This window comes from Tabrizicola sp., from assembly GCF_016792905.1.
In the GTDB taxonomy this organism is placed as follows: Bacteria; Pseudomonadota; Alphaproteobacteria; order Rhodobacterales; family Rhodobacteraceae; genus Tabrizicola.
Genome location: NZ_JAEULP010000034.1, coordinates 1 through 13,846 on the forward strand (window position 1 = coordinate 1; position 13,846 = coordinate 13,846).

A 13,846-nucleotide genomic window follows, 5' to 3' on the forward strand; every position below is an offset into this window, starting at 1 on the left:
GATCTCGACCTCGGGCTGCGCCTCGATCAGCTTTTCCTGGACCTTCGCGTCCAGTTCGGCCGCCGTCACCGTGATGGTGTAGCCGCGCTTGAGGCCTTCGTTCAGGGTCTCGGTGACCTGCATGGGGGGACGTCCTTCCTAGCTTCTCTCGGGCGCTGATGCGCAATAGGTCAACGGCACAGGACCAAGGCCCTGCGCGCGATCGCGGGCCTTCTAGCAAAGCCTTCCGTCCGATGTAAGGGGGAATCGCCAGCCCTGACGCGGGCAGGCGCTGGTGCGGGTGAAGGGACTTGAACCCCCATGCCTTGCGGCGCTGGAACCTAAATCCAGTGCGTCTACCAGTTTCGCCACACCCGCATGGCGGTCTTCTAGCAAAGCACACCGCCAGGGGCGAGAGAGAAAAACGCCGCCCCATTTGCGCCACAACCGAAGCGGGATCAGGCCACAACTGCCCCGAAATGACCGAACCCGCATCGAAAGCCGACCACAAAGCTTGGCGAAGGTGACGGCAGGACAGATGTTGAGGGACCGGAAATGGACGCCAACGCGCCGTTTTCCAGAACGCTAGGGGGCGCCGGTTTGCCACCCGCGCCGGGGATGCTGGCGGGCAGCAGGGTGCGGACGCTGGAGGGCGTGCTCCCCGTCGAATACCTGATGCCCGGCGACCGCATCGTGACGCGGGCGGGTGCGCGGCGGCTGGTCTCGGTGTCGGTCGCGGTGCGCAAGATGGTCAGGCTGGTGCGGATCCGCGCTTCGACCATGGGGCATGACCGGCCCGACCAGGACCTGCTTCTGTCGCCTGACCAGCCGGTGATCATCCGCGACTGGCGGGCCGAGGCGCTGTACGGCGCGCCGGTTGCGGCCATTCCCGCCGCCCGGCTGGCCGATGGCGAATTCATCTGCGTCGAGACCCATCGCAGCGCCCGGCTGTTCACCCTGCGCTTCGACGACGAGGAAGTGATCTACGCCGAGGGGCTGGAACTCGCCTGCCCCGCCTTCCTGCCGGAACTGGCCTGACCCTGACGTTGCGTCGCACTGGGCTTGGCCCGCGGATCGGCTAAGGTCGCGCCATGGACAATCCGCGCCCGGACATCGCCGCGCTTTTCACCGCAATGAAGGCGGGGAACGACGCCCGTCGCGCGGGTTTTGGGCTTTCGGAACGCCGCGCCGCGCTCGATCGGCTGGCCAAAGTCGTGCGGCGGAACGAGGCCGCCATCACTGCTGCCCTCGCCACCGACCTTGGCCGCCCCGAGGCCGAGGCGATCCTGATGGATTACCTCAACACCTTGCAGGAAATCCGCCACGCCCGCCGCCACCTGCGCCGCTGGATGAAGCCCCGCCGGGTTTGGCCGACGCTGGCCACTTTCGGCTCCTCGGCCCATATCGAGGCGCAGCCGCGCGGCACCTGCCTGATCATCGCGCCCTGGAACCTGCCCTTTCACCTGGCGCTCGGGCCGCTGGCCTCCTGCCTTGCTGCCGGGAATGCGGCGATCCTGAAGCCGTCGGAACTGACGCCGACCTCAAGCGCACTCATCGCCCGGATGATCGCCGACACTTTCCCGCCCGATCTTGTGACCGTGGTCGAAGGCGACAAGGCCGTGGCGGAGGAGCTTCTGGCCCTGCCCTTCGACCACATCTTCTTCACCGGCAGCCCGGCGGTGGGCAGAATCGTCATGGCAGCGGCGGCGCGGAACCTGACCTCCGTCACGCTGGAGCTTGGCGGCAAGTCGCCGGTGATCGTCGGACCCGGCGCCGACCTGAAACAGGCGGCAGACTGGATCACCTTCGGCAAGTTCCTGAACGCCGGACAGAACTGCATCTCGCCCGATCACCTCTATGTCCACGCCTCGGTCAGGGGCGCCTTCCTGACCGCGCTTCGCGCCAGGATCGCCCGCGCCTACGGAACAGCCGAGGCGAGCCCATATCTGACCCGAATCGTCAATCCCGCCCATGCGGCACGCCTGTCGGCCCTGATCGCCGATGCGATGGACAAGGGCGCGACCCCGGTCCTTGCGGGCGGGCAATCGGGCCAGTTGGTCGGCCCACACCTGATCGAGGGCACGACACCCGACATGCGGCTTTCGCGGGAGGAAATCTTCGGTCCCGTCCTGCCGGTCCTGACCTATGATCGGATCGAGACGGTCATTGACGCAATCAACGCGGGCGACAAGCCGCTGGCCTTGTACATCTTCGTCCGCGATGCCGCAGGGGCGGACGAAATCATCCGTCGCACCACCTCGGGCGCGGTGGGCGTCAACCTGACGCTCGTGCACTACACCCACCTGAACCTGCCCTTCGGCGGGGTGAACAGCTCCGGCATCGGCGCCGCGCATGGGGAGGCGGGGTTCCGCGCCTTCAGCCACGAGCGCGCGGTGATGCGGAACCGCTTTCTCTTGCTGCCGATCCTGTTTCCGCCCTACGGACCGCGCGTCATGCGGCTGGTGCACCTGTTGAAGCGGGTGCTCGGGTGAACGACTTCGACTACATCATCGTCGGCGCAGGGTCCGCCGGTTGCGTCATGGCCAACCGCCTGTCGGGGAACCCCGCCACCCGGGTCTGCCTGGTCGAGGCCGGACCGCCCGACCGCAACCCGATGATCCACATGCCCTTCGGGCTTGCCGCGCTGGCCCGGATGCGCTGGCTGAACTGGGGGTACGAGACCGAGCCCGAACCGCACCTCATGAACCGTCGCCTCTACTGGCCGCGCGGGCGGGTGCTGGGCGGGTCGTCCTCGATCAACGCGATGATCTACATGCGCGGCCATCCCCAGGATTACCGCGACTGGGCTGCGGCGGCAGGAGAGGACTGGGACTGGCCCCGGGTGCGCGCGATCTTCAAGGACATGGAGGACAACCGGGCGATCACCGACGATCACCACGGGCAAGGCGGCCCGCTGACAGTGTCGAACCTGCGGCAGCCGAACCCGCTGAGCCGGGACTTCGTCCGCGCCGGGGCCGAATGCCAGATTCCGGTCAACCCCGACTTCAACGGCGCGGGTCAGGACGGCGTCGGACTATATCAGGTCACGCAGCGCGTCGGCCGCCGGTTCAGCGCCGCGCGCGCCTTTCTGGAGCCCGCGCTGCACCGCCCGAACCTGACGCTGATCCCGAAGGCACAAGTCCACCGCGTCCTCTTCGAGGGCCGCCGGGCCGTCGGCGTCACGCTCGCCACCCGCGAATTGCGGTTGCGCGAGGGTGGCGAGGTCATCCTGTCCGGCGGTGCGATCAACTCGCCGCAGCTTTTGATGCTGTCGGGCATCGGGCCGGGCGCGAACCTGCAGGCCATGGGCATCCCGGTGCTGCACGACACCCCCGAAGTCGGGGCCAATCTCGCCGATCACCTCGACATCACCGTGCAGGCCGCCCTGAACGACCGCGCCGCCATCGGCATCGCGCCCTCGTTCCTCCCCCGCGCGATCCGCGCCTCATGGGCCTACCTGCGCCGGGGCCAGGGCGAGTTCACCTCGAACGTGGCCGAGGCCGGGGGATTCCTGAAATCCGACCCCACCCGCGATCGTCCGAACCTGCAATTCCATTTCATTCCAGCCTACCTGCACGACCACGGCAGACGCCTGTCGCTGGGCTATGGACTGACGCTGCATGTCTGCGACCTGCTGCCGAAAAGCCGGGGAAGGATCAGCCTCGCCACCCCTGACCCGATGGCCCCGCCGCGCATCGCGGCCAACTACCTGTCGCATCCCGACGACCTGCCCGTTGTGCTGGACGGCCTCAAGATCGCCCGCAGGATCGCCGAGGCCCCGGCCCTTGCCCGCCACATCCGCCGCGAGACACTGCCCGGCTCGACCGTTGTGAGCGACACCCAGCTTGAAGCCGACATCCGCGCCCGGGCCGAGACGATCTATCACCCGGTCGGCACCTGCCGCATGGGCAGCGACGCGGGTTCCGTCACCGATCCGCAGGGCCGCGTCCGGGGCGTCGAGGGTCTGCGCGTCGTGGACGCCTCGCTGATGCCGCAGATCATCGCCGGGAACACCAATGCGCCCACCATGATGATCGCCGAAAACATCGCCCGGATGATGCTGGACCCGCGCGCCTGATCCCGCGTCGCGGGGCGTGCTGTCACACAGCTTTTACATTCCTGATATCTGTCCGTCACGCAGGGCGGCTAGAGCGCTGTCATGCCGCCCTCGACGGGCCGCACGATCCTGGGAGTGTTCCGATGAAATCCGCCTACCTCACCGCGTCGATCCTGGCCTTCGCCGCCGCGATGCCCGCCGCCGCCCGCGACCAGATCCAGGTCACCGGCTCTTCGACCGTGCTGCCCTATGCGACCATCGTCGCCGAAGCCTTCGGCGAGAACTTCGACTTCCCGTCGCCGGTCGTGGAAGGTGGCGGTTCGGGCGCCGGCCGCAAGAAACTGTGCGAGGGCGTGGGCGAGAACACCGTCGACATAGCCAACTCCTCCAGCCGCATCTCGCAGTCGGACATCGACCTGTGCAAGGCGAACGGCGTGGACGAAATCATGGAGGTCCGCATCGGCTATGACGGCATCGTCTTCGCCAGCGCCGTGAGCGGCGCCGATTTCGCGCTGACCCCTGCGGATGTCTACAACGCGCTTGCCGCCAAGGTCGCCAAGGATGGTGCCCTGGCCGACAACGCCGCCGCGCAATGGGCGGAAGTGAACGCCGCCCTGCCCGCCCAGGACATCCTGGCCTTCATCCCCGGCACCAAGCACGGCACCCGCGAAGTCTTCGACGTGAAGGTCATCGAGGCGGGCTGCAAGGAAACCGGCGCGCTGGACCTGTTCCTTGCGACCGCCGAAGGCAAGGACGACAAGGAAAAGGGCGACAACGCCAAGAAGATGTGCCACGAGCTGCGCACCGACGGCAAATCGGTCGATATCGACGGCGACTATACCGAAACGCTGGCCCGCCTCGATGCCGACAAGAACGCCATCGGCGTGTTCGGCCTGTCGTTCTACCAGAACAACACCGACAAGCTGAAGGTCGCCACCATCTCGGGCATCACGCCCTCGACCGAGACCATCGCCAGCGGAGAATACCCGGTGTCGCGTCCGCTCTACTTCTACGTCAAGAAGGCCCATATCGGCGTCATCCCCGGCCTGAAGGAATACATCGAATTCTTCGTGTCGGACGACATGGCCGGCCCGGATGGCCCGCTCGCCGCCTACGGCCTGGTCTCGGACCCCGAGCTGAAGGCGACGCAGGATGCCGTGGCCGCCGAAACCCCGATGGGTCCGCTCGAATAAGCCAACCGATCGGGCGGGGCCTTCGGGTTCCGCCCTGTCCTTCCCTGCCTCTCAGCCGCGGAAGCGCTCATGTCCGTCCTTGCGACCCTCGCCGCCATCGCCGTCCTTGCCCTTGCCGCCTGGTTCCTGGCCCGCCAGCGCGCCCTGGCTTCGGTGCAGGGCAATCCCCGGCTCCTGCACTCGCTTCCCGCCTACTACGGCTGGTATGCCGCGCTCTCGGTGCTGGTTCCGGCGCTTTCGGCGCTTGTCCTGTGGCTGATCGTGCAGCCGGTCCTGGTCGAAAGCCGTGTCTCCGCGACTTTGCCTGCCGCGATGGTCGCCGACGCAACCAGCGCCGAACTGACCATGGCCGATGTGCGGCGGGTGGCGGGGGGGCTCGACGCGGCCATCGCGCAGGGCCTTCTGAGCGGCGAGGCGGCGACCCGCCTGAGCACGGGCGACACCGATGTCCGGGACCTGCTGGCTTCGGTCGGCGTGGCGCTTGGTGGCGAGGTCTCGCCCGAGGTGCTGACCGCTGCGCAGGACTACCGCACCCAGTCCCACTGGGGCGCGGCGGGCCGGACCGTGCTGGTCCTTGCACTCGCGGTCCTGGGGCTCTTCCGTGGTGTCACCCGCGCCCACGGCGACTTCCGCGCCCGCAACCGGGTGGAACGGGTCATCCTCGCGCTCCTGATCGCCGCTTCCTCCATCGCGATCCTCACCACCGTCGGCATCGTCTGGTCGATGGTCAGCGAAACCCTGGACTTCTTCTCGGAATACCCGATCCAGGACTTCTTCTTCAGCCTGACCTGGTCACCGAACTTCCGGGGCGGCTCGGATCTTGGCATCCTGCCGCTGATCTGGGGCACGATGTACATCACCCTTGTCTCGATGCTGGTCGCCATTCCCATCGGCCTCTTCGCCGCGATCTACCTTGCCGAATACGCCTCGAAACCCGTGCGCAACTGGGTCAAGCCGCTGATCGAGATCATCGCGGGCATTCCGACCGTGGTCTTCGGCATCTTCGCCCTCGTCACCGTTGGCCCCTTCCTGCGCGACTGGTTTGCAGCGCCCCTGGGCCTCGGCAACTCCGGTTCCTCCGTCATGACGGCCGGGATCGTGATCGGCATCCTCAACATCCCCTTCATCTCCTCGCTCTCGGACGACATCATCAACGCCGTGCCGCAGTCCCTGCGCGACGGCAGCCTCGGCCTCGGCGCCACCAGGTCCGAGACGGTGAAGCAGGTGATCCTTCCCGCGGCCTTGCCCGGCATCGTCGGCGCCATCCTGATGGCAGCCTCTCGCGCCATCGGCGAGACGATGATCGTCGTCATGGGCGCCGGTGCCGCCGCGAAACTGTCCCTGAACCCGTTCGAGGCGATGACCACGATGACGGTGAAGATCGTTGGCCAGCTGACCGGCGACACCGATTTCGCAGCACCGGAAACGCTCGTCGCCTTCGCGCTTGGCATGACGCTCTTCGTCATCACCCTTGGCCTCAACATCTTCGCCCTCTGGATCGTCCGGACCTACCGCGAGCAGTACGAATGACCGACATCTCCACCACCTCCCCGGGCCGCCCCAGGCGGTCGATCCTGACCGCCTCGGCCGAAATGAAGCGCCGCAATGCCACCGAGGCGCGCTTCCGGATCTATGGCCTGGTCGCCATCGCCATTTCGCTGCTGATGCTGGCCGCCATGCTGTTCACCATCCTGCGCGACGGCGTATCCGCCTTCCATCAGGCCCGGCTGACCTTCCCGGTCGAGCTTGCGGCCGAGGTGCTGGATCCCAAGGGCAACCGCAACCGCGACGAGATGGCCAAGGTCACGACCGTCGGATACCAGAAGGTGCTGGCCAAGGCGCTCGTGGCGGAACTTGCAGCCCGCGGCATCGCCGAAGACGGCGTTTCCGACAAACAGGCGGGCGAGTTGATCTCGAAGGATGCGGCCGGCCAGCTCCGCGCCGATGTCCTTGCCAATCCGGCGCTGGTCGGCACCACGATCACACCCGCCGTTCTGGCCGCAGGCCGGGTCGACGGCTTCCTCAAGGGCCGCGTCACCCTGGAAACGGCCGAGCGCGACAGCCTCATCTCTCCTGCGCAACTGCGGCTGGCCGAAAAGCTGCGCGATGCGGGTCTGCTCGCATCGCGCTGGAACTGGGACTTCTTCACCAACCCCGATGCTTCCGACCAGCGGCCCGAGGCCGCGGGTCTGGGTGTTGCCCTTCTCGGCTCGGCCTACATGATGCTGATGGTCCTTGTCATGTGCGTGCCGGTTGGGGTTGCCGCCTCGATCTATCTTGAGGAGTTCGCCCCGAAGAACCGCTGGACCGACGCGGTCGAGGTCAACATCTCGAACCTTGCCGCCGTGCCCTCCATCGTCTTCGGCATCCTCGGGCTGGCGATCTTCATCAACTTCGCCGGGATGCCGCAGTCCTCCTCGGTGGTGGGCGCGCTGGTGATCAGCCTGATGACCCTGCCGACGATCATCATCGCCACCCGCGCCGCGATCCGCGCCGTGCCGCCCTCGATCCGCGACGCGGCTCTCGGGGTCGGCGCCTCGAAGATGCAGACCGTTTTCCACCACGTCCTGCCGCTTGCCATGCCCGGCATTCTGACCGGCACCATCCTCGGGCTTGCAAGCGCGCTTGGCGAAACCGCGCCGCTCCTCCTGATTGGCATGGTCGCCTTCGTCGACAACTATCCCGCCCCACCGCCCGAGGGTTTCCTTGACCCGGCGACCGCCCTGCCGGTGCAGGTCTACAGCTGGGCCAGCCGCGCCGATCCCGCCTTCATCGAGCGTTCGAACGGCGCGATCATCGTGCTGCTCGTCTTCCTCGTGATCATGAACGTCGCGGCCATCCTTCTGCGCCGCCGCTTCGAACGCCGCTGGTAGGGGACACGCCATGACGAAGGAGCACCCGATGCCCGACACCGACCAACAACATATCCTTGGGGCCTTCGATCGCGACATGACCGCGCTTCAGGCGCATTTCCTGCAGCTTTCCGGCCTGACCGAACACGCCTTGACCGAGGCCGCCCTTGCGCTGGAGACGCTGGACGCACAGGCCGCCGACAGGGTTATCGCTGCCGACAGCGCCATCGACGACCTTGAGGAGTTCATCCAGACCGAGGCCGCCAGCCTGATCGCCCGCCGCGCGCCCACCGCCAGCGACCTGCGCCGGGTTCTGGCGGTCATGCGCGCGGCTCACAGTCTGGAACGGGTCGGTGACTATGCCAAGAACGTCGCCAAGCGCACCCGTGTCCTGCCCCCTTCGGCTCCGGTCGAGGGTCACGCCGGCACGATCCGGCGGATGAGCAGCCTGGTGGTCCGGATGCTGGACGAGGCGACCCGCGCGCTGGTGCAGAAGGATGCCCGGCTGGCCGAGTCCGTCCGCAAGCGCGACGTGGACATCGACCAGATCTACAACACCCTGTTCCGGTCGCTCTTTACCTACATGATGGAAAGCCCCGGCAACATCGGCCCCTCGATGCACCTGCATTTCATCGCCAAGAACATCGAGCGCGCGGGCGACCACGCCACCGCAATCGCCGAACAGGCGCTCTACCTCGCCACCGGCACCCTGCCCTCCGCCCCTCGCCCCAAGGCCGGAATCGAGGCGGAGGGCTGATCGTTCAACAGCGGCAGCATCAGCGAGAACAGTTCCGCCTGCGAGGAGATGCCGCAGCGCTGGTACAGCTGTTTGCGAAACACCTTCACCGTCTGCGGCGACACCCCGAGCTTCAGCCCGATCGACGGGGTCGAATGGCCGCGCAACACCAGAAGCGCGACCATCGCCTGCCGTGGCGACAGTGCAATGCCCCTGCGTTTCGCCGCCTGGATCAGCAGCGCGGGCGTGTCCTCGACCGGCCTCGCATCGCTTTCCAGGTCCCGCCATTCGGCACGCGCCAATGCCGCAATCACGGGGCTCACGCGCTGACAGGCCGCCAGATCCTCCGCCGAGAACGCCCGTCCGGATCGCGCATCCCGCCCGAGACACAGGTTCAGTGACAGTCCCTCGGCCAGCGGCACGACAAAGGCAATCTCGTCGATCAGCGTGGTCGCACCGAAATACTCGGTGAAATAGCGGCTGCGCTGAAAGGCGTCCGGCGCAATGTCCCGGCTGCGGTAGGCGCCGTCCGTCACCCGCGCGAGATGCAGTTCATAATACGGGTCCAGCCGGTAGGCGCCTGACAGGTACAGCGTTTCAAGTCTGGCAAAGACGCGCGGATTGTCCGACCGATGCAGCAGGACCAGCGGCGGCCCGGCATCGCGGTAAGCCATGACGATCAGGTTGTCGGGCTTGGCCAGCGCACCGAAGAGATCCCAGAGCGCCACCGCGAACCCGTCCTGCCGCAGGCCGGAGATGGCCGCAGCCACGCAAGTCTCGATGCTGCCATGCTGGGTCATCCTGCATACCTCAACGGGGGTATATACCCCCCGTGTTCGCTCGGTCTACAGTATTTTCGTGATTCACGGGGGTATCCCCAGACCTGGAGCCGACCGATGCGACTGGCCCTCTGGCAGGGACCTTCCCCCGCCGCCGACATCGACGCTGCCTGCGCCCAGGCCGAGGCCGCCCTTGCCGCCGCATCCGCGATGGGCGCCTCCGCCCTTGTCCTGCCCGAAGTCTGGCTGCACGGCTACAACCAGCCCGACATCGCCGCCCGCGCGATGGGCCTCGACAGCCCGCCCCTCCGCCGCCTTTCCGCAGCAGCCGAGGCCGCCCGCACCGCCCTTGTCGTCGGCTATGCCGAACGCGACGGCGACCGGGTCTTCAACTCCGCCGCCTGTTTCGGGCCCGACGGAGCGCTTCTGTGCAACTACCGCAAGGTGCAACTCTACGGCCCGCGCGAACGCGCGATCTACACGCCGGGAGACAGCCTTCCCGTCTTTCAGCTTGGCGGGAAAACAACAGCGATCCTGATATGTTACGATGTGGAGTTCGCACCACATGTGAAGTCGCTTTCCGACCGCGGTGCGACCCTTATCCTCTGCCCCACGGCGAACATGGCCCCCTTCACCCATGTCGCCCGCCACACGGTCCCGGCCATGGCCGCAAACCACGGCCTCAGCATCGCCTATGCCAACTACTGTAGCACCGAGGGCGACCTGACCTACATCGGCAGCTCGCTCATCTCAGGGCCGCATGGCGAAATCCTGGCCCAGGCCGGCGAGACGCCGACCCTGCTTGTCGCCGAAATCCCGCCCCGCGATCCGGCGCGGGTTTCCACCCAATCCGCCGACCTGCGAGTGCTGAAATGACCCGCCTTCCCGCACACGACATACTGTTCACGCCGCTGCAAATCGGCCCGAAGCTTGCCAAGAACCGCTTCTACCAGGTCCCGCACTGCAATGGCGGCGGTTACCGCGACCCGTCCGCCGTCGTGGAAATGCGCCGCACCAAGGCCGAGGGCGGCTGGGGCGTGATCTTCACCGAACAGACCGAGATCCACCAGACCAGCGAGATCACCCCCTTCATCGAACAGCACCTCTGGGAGGACAAGGACATCCCCGCGCTGGCCCGCATGGCCGAGGCGATGAAGTCGCACGGCGCGCTTGCGGGCATTCAACTCGCCTACAGCGGCATCAACGGCCCGAACCTCTACTCCCGCGAAGTGCCGCTTGCCGTGACCGGCGGCCCGATCCTGACCTTCACCTCCGACCCGGTGCAGGCCCGCACCATGGACAAGGAAGACATCCGCGACCTCCGCCGCTGGTTCCGCAACGCCTTCCGCCGCAGCCAGACGGCCGGGTTCGACCTGATCTGCCTTTACGGCGCGCATGGCTTCGGCATCCTGCAACACTTCCTGTCCCGTGCCACCAACCACCGCAACGACGAATATGGCGGCTCCTTGGAAAACCGCGGCAGGTTCCTGCGCGAAGTGGTTGAAGATCTTCGTGAAACCACCAAGGGCGAACTGGCCGTCTCCTTGCGCATGTCGCTGCACGAAGCCGGGGCCTACGGCTTCTCCAATGCCGAACTGCGCGATTTCATCGCCATGAACGGCGACCTGCCCGACATCTGGGACCTCGCGCATGGTACCTGGGAAAACTGCTCCGGCACCAGCCGCTTCAAGCCCGAGGGCGCGCAGGAAGACCTCGTGCGCGGCATCAAGGAACTGACCTCGAAACCCGTTGTCGGCGTCGGCCGCTTCACCTCGCCCGACGCGATGGTGCGGCAGATCAGGACCGGCGTCCTCGACTTCATCGGTGCCGCGCGCCCCTCCATCGCCGATCCTTTCCTGCCGCTCAAGGTGCAGGAGGGCCGGTACGAGGACATCCGCGAATGCATCGGTTGCAACATCTGCGTGAGCGGAGACATGACGCAGGGCATCAGCCGCTGCACCCAGAACACCGCCTTCATGGAGGAATGGCGCAAGGGTTGGCACCCCGACCGCGCCCGCCCGAAGGGCGCTTCGGAAAGCGTGCTGATCGTCGGCGCCGGTCCCACCGGACTTGAGGCTGCCCTGCAAGCCGCCCGGCGCGGTTACAAGGTCACGCTGGCCGAAGCCACCACCACCCTCGGCGGTCGCGTCGCGAAGGAACGGCTCCTCCCCGGCCTCTCCGCCTGGGGCCGCGTCGCCGACTACCGCACCGGCCAGATGGCGGTGATGCCCGATGTCGAAATCTACCGCGACAGCCGCCTGACGCCCGAGGACATCCTGGCCATGGGGGCCGACCATGTCGCCATCGCGACCGGGGCGACATGGCGCCGGGACGCCGTGGCGCGGCTCCACCTGCATCCGATCCCGACCGACCCGGCGATGGCCCTCTACACTCCGGACGACCTGATGGCGGGACGCTGCCCGGAAGGACAGACCGTCACGCTTTACGACGACGATCATTTCTACATGGGCTCGGTCCTGGCCGAACTTCTGGTCGCGAAGGGCAACCGCGTCCACTTCGTCACGCCCGCCGTGAAGGTTGCGGAATGGACCGACAACACGCTGGAGCAAGGCACGATCATGCGTCGGCTCATGGAGATCGGCGTCGAAATCCACCTGAGCAAGGCGCCCGAAGCCATCGGCGCGGCGGAGATCACCCTCGGCTGCACCTGGACGGGCCGGGAAACCACCCTGGCCACTGTTGCAGTCGTCTATGTCACCTCCCGCACTCCGGACGACGCGCTCTATCACGGGGCGAAGGCGCTGGACTGGCAGGGGGCGGGCATCCGCTCGCTGAAGCTGATCGGCGATGCCGCCGCCCCCGGCCCCATCGCCTGGGCGACCTATGCCGGTCGCGCCTGGGCCGAAGGCCTCGACCAGCCCGATCATGGCGACGCCTTGCCCTTCCGGCGTGAAATTGCCGCACTGGACCCCGGAGCCTCGCTCTTGCCATGACCGCACAAAGCGCATTCACCTGTTCGCAAATATCCCCTGCGGAGCACGCCCGAGCCGGTTGCGCGCCCTTCGCGCGCAGAGGCGAGACAAAAGGAATGCGCGGAACGCGCTCAATTTGACAACCGCCCGTCACAAAGGACCGACAATGACCCACTTCCGCCATCGCAAGTTCAACACCAAGGACACCTACCCCGAGCAGAAGCTTGACAACGACCTCGCCCAGGCCGTCGTCGCCCGGGGCCGAACCGTCTTTTTGCGCGGCCAGTGTCCGCAGGACCTCGACACCGCCAAGGACATCGGCAGCCATGACCCGGTGGAGCAGACCCACAAGGTGATGCAGAACATCCGCCAGCTGCTGGAAGAAGTCGGCGGGAAGATGGAGCATCTCTGCAAGGTCGTGGTCTACCTGACCGACGTCCGCCACCGGGAAGCCGTCTACCGGACGATGGGCGAGTATATCAAGGGTGTGCACCCGGTCTCGACCGGGGTGGTCGTCACGGCCCTTGCCCGGCCCTCCTGGCTGGTCGAGATCGACGGCACCGCAGTGATCCCGGACGACGAAGCATGACCTTCTCCATCGTCGCCCGCTGCGCGAAGACCGGCCAGTTCGGGATGGCGATCTCCTCGTCCTCCCCGGCCGTCGCGGCGCGCTGCGCCCATGTCCGGGCCGGGGTCGGGGCGGTCGCCAGCCAGAACATCACCGACCCCGCACTCGGGCCGCAGGTCCTGGACATGCTCGCCAAGGGGCTGGGGGCGGCCGAGGCTTTGGTTTCCGTCACGGCTGGCAGGGACTTCATCGACTACCGGCAGCTGCTGGTCGTCGACGCGACCGGCGCGACGGCGATCCATTCGGGACGGCAGGTGCTGGGCCTGTGGGGAGAGGCGCGGGCTGACGATTGCGCGGCGGGGGGAAATCTTCTGGCCAGCGAGCTGGTGCCGATGGCGATGGTGGAGTCTTTCGCCGGATCGAAGGGGCATCTGGGCGAGCGGCTGATGCTGGCACTGGAGGCAGGGCTGATGGCGGGGGGCGAGGCCGGGCCGGTGCATTCGGCAGGGTTGAAGGTCGCCGACCGGCTGGACTGGCCGCTGATCGACCTGCGGATCGACTGGGCCGAGGATCCGATCGGGATGCTGCGGCGGGCCTGGGACGTCTATGCGCCGCAGATGGCCGCCTACGTCCAGCGCGCCGAGGATCCGACCCAGGCCCCATCCTACGGGGTGCCGGGGGATGAGTGAGGCTGACGTGTCCACGGTGGACAGAAAAACCGGTCCAATGAAAACAATGCCTTGCGCGCG

The 13,846-nt window shown here is 67.0% G+C and carries 13 protein-coding genes and 1 tRNA gene; 11 read left to right on the top strand and 3 right to left on the bottom strand.

The features are described 5' to 3' along the window. Together JNL31_RS07025 and JNL31_RS07030 are read right to left on the bottom strand one after the other, a co-directional pair. The coding region (locus JNL31_RS07025) for a trigger factor (protein ID WP_294971658.1) at positions 1–123 on the bottom strand (123 nt) is incomplete at its 3' end. Positions 124–272: 149 nt separating this feature from the next. Beyond that, positions 273–357, bottom strand: a tRNA-Leu gene (locus tag JNL31_RS07030). 177 nt (positions 358–534) lie between these two features. Here JNL31_RS07030 and JNL31_RS07035 point away from each other — a divergent pair. From JNL31_RS07035 to phoU, 7 genes are all read left to right on the top strand, one after another. Beyond that, positions 535–1,017, top strand: coding sequence for a Hint domain-containing protein (locus JNL31_RS07035; protein WP_294971550.1), 483 nt, complete (start codon positions 535–537; stop codon positions 1,015–1,017). Between the two features lie 53 nt (positions 1,018–1,070). Beyond that, entirely contained in the window at positions 1,071–2,471 is a 1,401-nt protein-coding gene (locus tag JNL31_RS07040) for an aldehyde dehydrogenase family protein (protein WP_294971552.1), read from the top strand. After that, the gene (locus JNL31_RS07045; RefSeq protein WP_294971555.1) at positions 2,468–4,057 is read left to right on the top strand and encodes a GMC family oxidoreductase N-terminal domain-containing protein; all 1,590 of its coding nucleotides are present in this window, start codon (positions 2,468–2,470) and stop codon (positions 4,055–4,057) included. The genes JNL31_RS07040 and JNL31_RS07045 overlap by 4 nt, the downstream gene beginning before the upstream one ends. Before the next feature lie 122 nt (positions 4,058–4,179). Beyond that, entirely contained in the window at positions 4,180–5,229 is a 1,050-nt protein-coding gene (locus JNL31_RS07050) for a substrate-binding domain-containing protein (RefSeq protein ID WP_294971558.1), read from the top strand. 69 nt (positions 5,230–5,298) lie between these two features. Beyond that, positions 5,299–6,759 carry a phosphate ABC transporter permease subunit PstC gene (gene pstC / locus JNL31_RS07055; protein ID WP_294971561.1) on the top strand — a complete coding sequence of 487 codons (1,461 nt, stop codon included), beginning with the start codon at positions 5,299–5,301 and terminating at the stop codon, positions 6,757–6,759. Beyond that, positions 6,756–8,102: a phosphate ABC transporter permease PstA gene (gene pstA / locus JNL31_RS07060; RefSeq protein ID WP_294971564.1), complete on the top strand. Its 1,347-nt coding sequence runs from the start codon at positions 6,756–6,758 to the stop codon at positions 8,100–8,102. The genes pstC and pstA overlap by 4 nt, the downstream gene beginning before the upstream one ends. 28 nt (positions 8,103–8,130) lie before the next feature. Next, entirely contained in the window at positions 8,131–8,838 is a 708-nt protein-coding gene (phoU, locus tag JNL31_RS07065; protein WP_294971566.1) for a phosphate signaling complex protein PhoU, read from the top strand. On the opposite strand, the gene JNL31_RS07070 is transcribed toward phoU, so the two are convergent. Beyond that, complete coding sequence (locus tag JNL31_RS07070; protein ID WP_294971568.1) at positions 8,772–9,617, bottom strand: helix-turn-helix transcriptional regulator; 846 nt, start codon at positions 9,615–9,617, stop codon at positions 8,772–8,774. The two genes, phoU and JNL31_RS07070, sit on opposite strands and share 67 nt — an antisense overlap. Positions 9,618–9,713: 96 nt before the next feature. Here JNL31_RS07070 and JNL31_RS07075 point away from each other — a divergent pair, with 96 nt between their 5' ends. The 4 genes from JNL31_RS07075 to JNL31_RS07090 all read left to right on the top strand — a co-directional run bounded on the left by JNL31_RS07075 (position 9,714) and on the right by JNL31_RS07090 (position 13,786). Beyond that, a complete protein-coding gene (locus JNL31_RS07075) occupies positions 9,714–10,472 on the top strand; it encodes a nitrilase-related carbon-nitrogen hydrolase (RefSeq protein ID WP_294971571.1) in 759 nt (252 codons plus the stop codon). Continuing rightward, the gene (locus JNL31_RS07080; RefSeq protein WP_294971574.1) at positions 10,469–12,550 is read left to right on the top strand and encodes an FAD-dependent oxidoreductase; all 2,082 of its coding nucleotides are present in this window, start codon (positions 10,469–10,471) and stop codon (positions 12,548–12,550) included. Before JNL31_RS07075 ends, JNL31_RS07080 begins: the two co-directional genes overlap by 4 nt. Before the next feature lie 145 nt (positions 12,551–12,695). Next, positions 12,696–13,118: a RidA family protein gene (locus JNL31_RS07085; protein ID WP_294971577.1), complete on the top strand. Its 423-nt coding sequence runs from the start codon at positions 12,696–12,698 to the stop codon at positions 13,116–13,118. Beyond that, a complete protein-coding gene (locus JNL31_RS07090) occupies positions 13,115–13,786 on the top strand; it encodes a DUF1028 domain-containing protein (RefSeq protein WP_294971581.1) in 672 nt (223 codons plus the stop codon). The genes JNL31_RS07085 and JNL31_RS07090 overlap by 4 nt, the downstream gene beginning before the upstream one ends. The last annotated feature ends 60 nt before the right edge of the window (positions 13,787–13,846 follow it).

What these genes read in the sequence shown, in the direction of transcription:
- JNL31_RS07035 (WP_294971550.1), top strand. Translation starts at nt 535, where the DNA reads ATGGACGCCAACGCGCCGTTTTCCAGAACGCTAGGGGGCGCCGGTTTG.
- JNL31_RS07040 (WP_294971552.1), top strand. Translation starts at nt 1,071, where the DNA reads ATGGACAATCCGCGCCCGGACATCGCCGCGCTTTTCACCGCAATGAAG.
- JNL31_RS07050 (WP_294971558.1), top strand. Translation starts at nt 4,180, where the DNA reads ATGAAATCCGCCTACCTCACCGCGTCGATCCTGGCCTTCGCCGCCGCG.
- pstC (WP_294971561.1), top strand. Translation starts at nt 5,299, where the DNA reads ATGTCCGTCCTTGCGACCCTCGCCGCCATCGCCGTCCTTGCCCTTGCC.
- pstA (WP_294971564.1), top strand. Translation starts at nt 6,756, where the DNA reads ATGACCGACATCTCCACCACCTCCCCGGGCCGCCCCAGGCGGTCGATC.
- phoU (WP_294971566.1), top strand. Translation starts at nt 8,131, where the DNA reads ATGCCCGACACCGACCAACAACATATCCTTGGGGCCTTCGATCGCGAC.
- JNL31_RS07070 (WP_294971568.1), bottom strand. Translation starts at nt 9,617, where the DNA reads ATGACCCAGCATGGCAGCATCGAGACTTGCGTGGCTGCGGCCATCTCC.
- JNL31_RS07075 (WP_294971571.1), top strand. Translation starts at nt 9,714, where the DNA reads ATGCGACTGGCCCTCTGGCAGGGACCTTCCCCCGCCGCCGACATCGAC.
- JNL31_RS07080 (WP_294971574.1), top strand. Translation starts at nt 10,469, where the DNA reads ATGACCCGCCTTCCCGCACACGACATACTGTTCACGCCGCTGCAAATC.
- JNL31_RS07085 (WP_294971577.1), top strand. Translation starts at nt 12,696, where the DNA reads ATGACCCACTTCCGCCATCGCAAGTTCAACACCAAGGACACCTACCCC.
- JNL31_RS07090 (WP_294971581.1), top strand. Translation starts at nt 13,115, where the DNA reads ATGACCTTCTCCATCGTCGCCCGCTGCGCGAAGACCGGCCAGTTCGGG.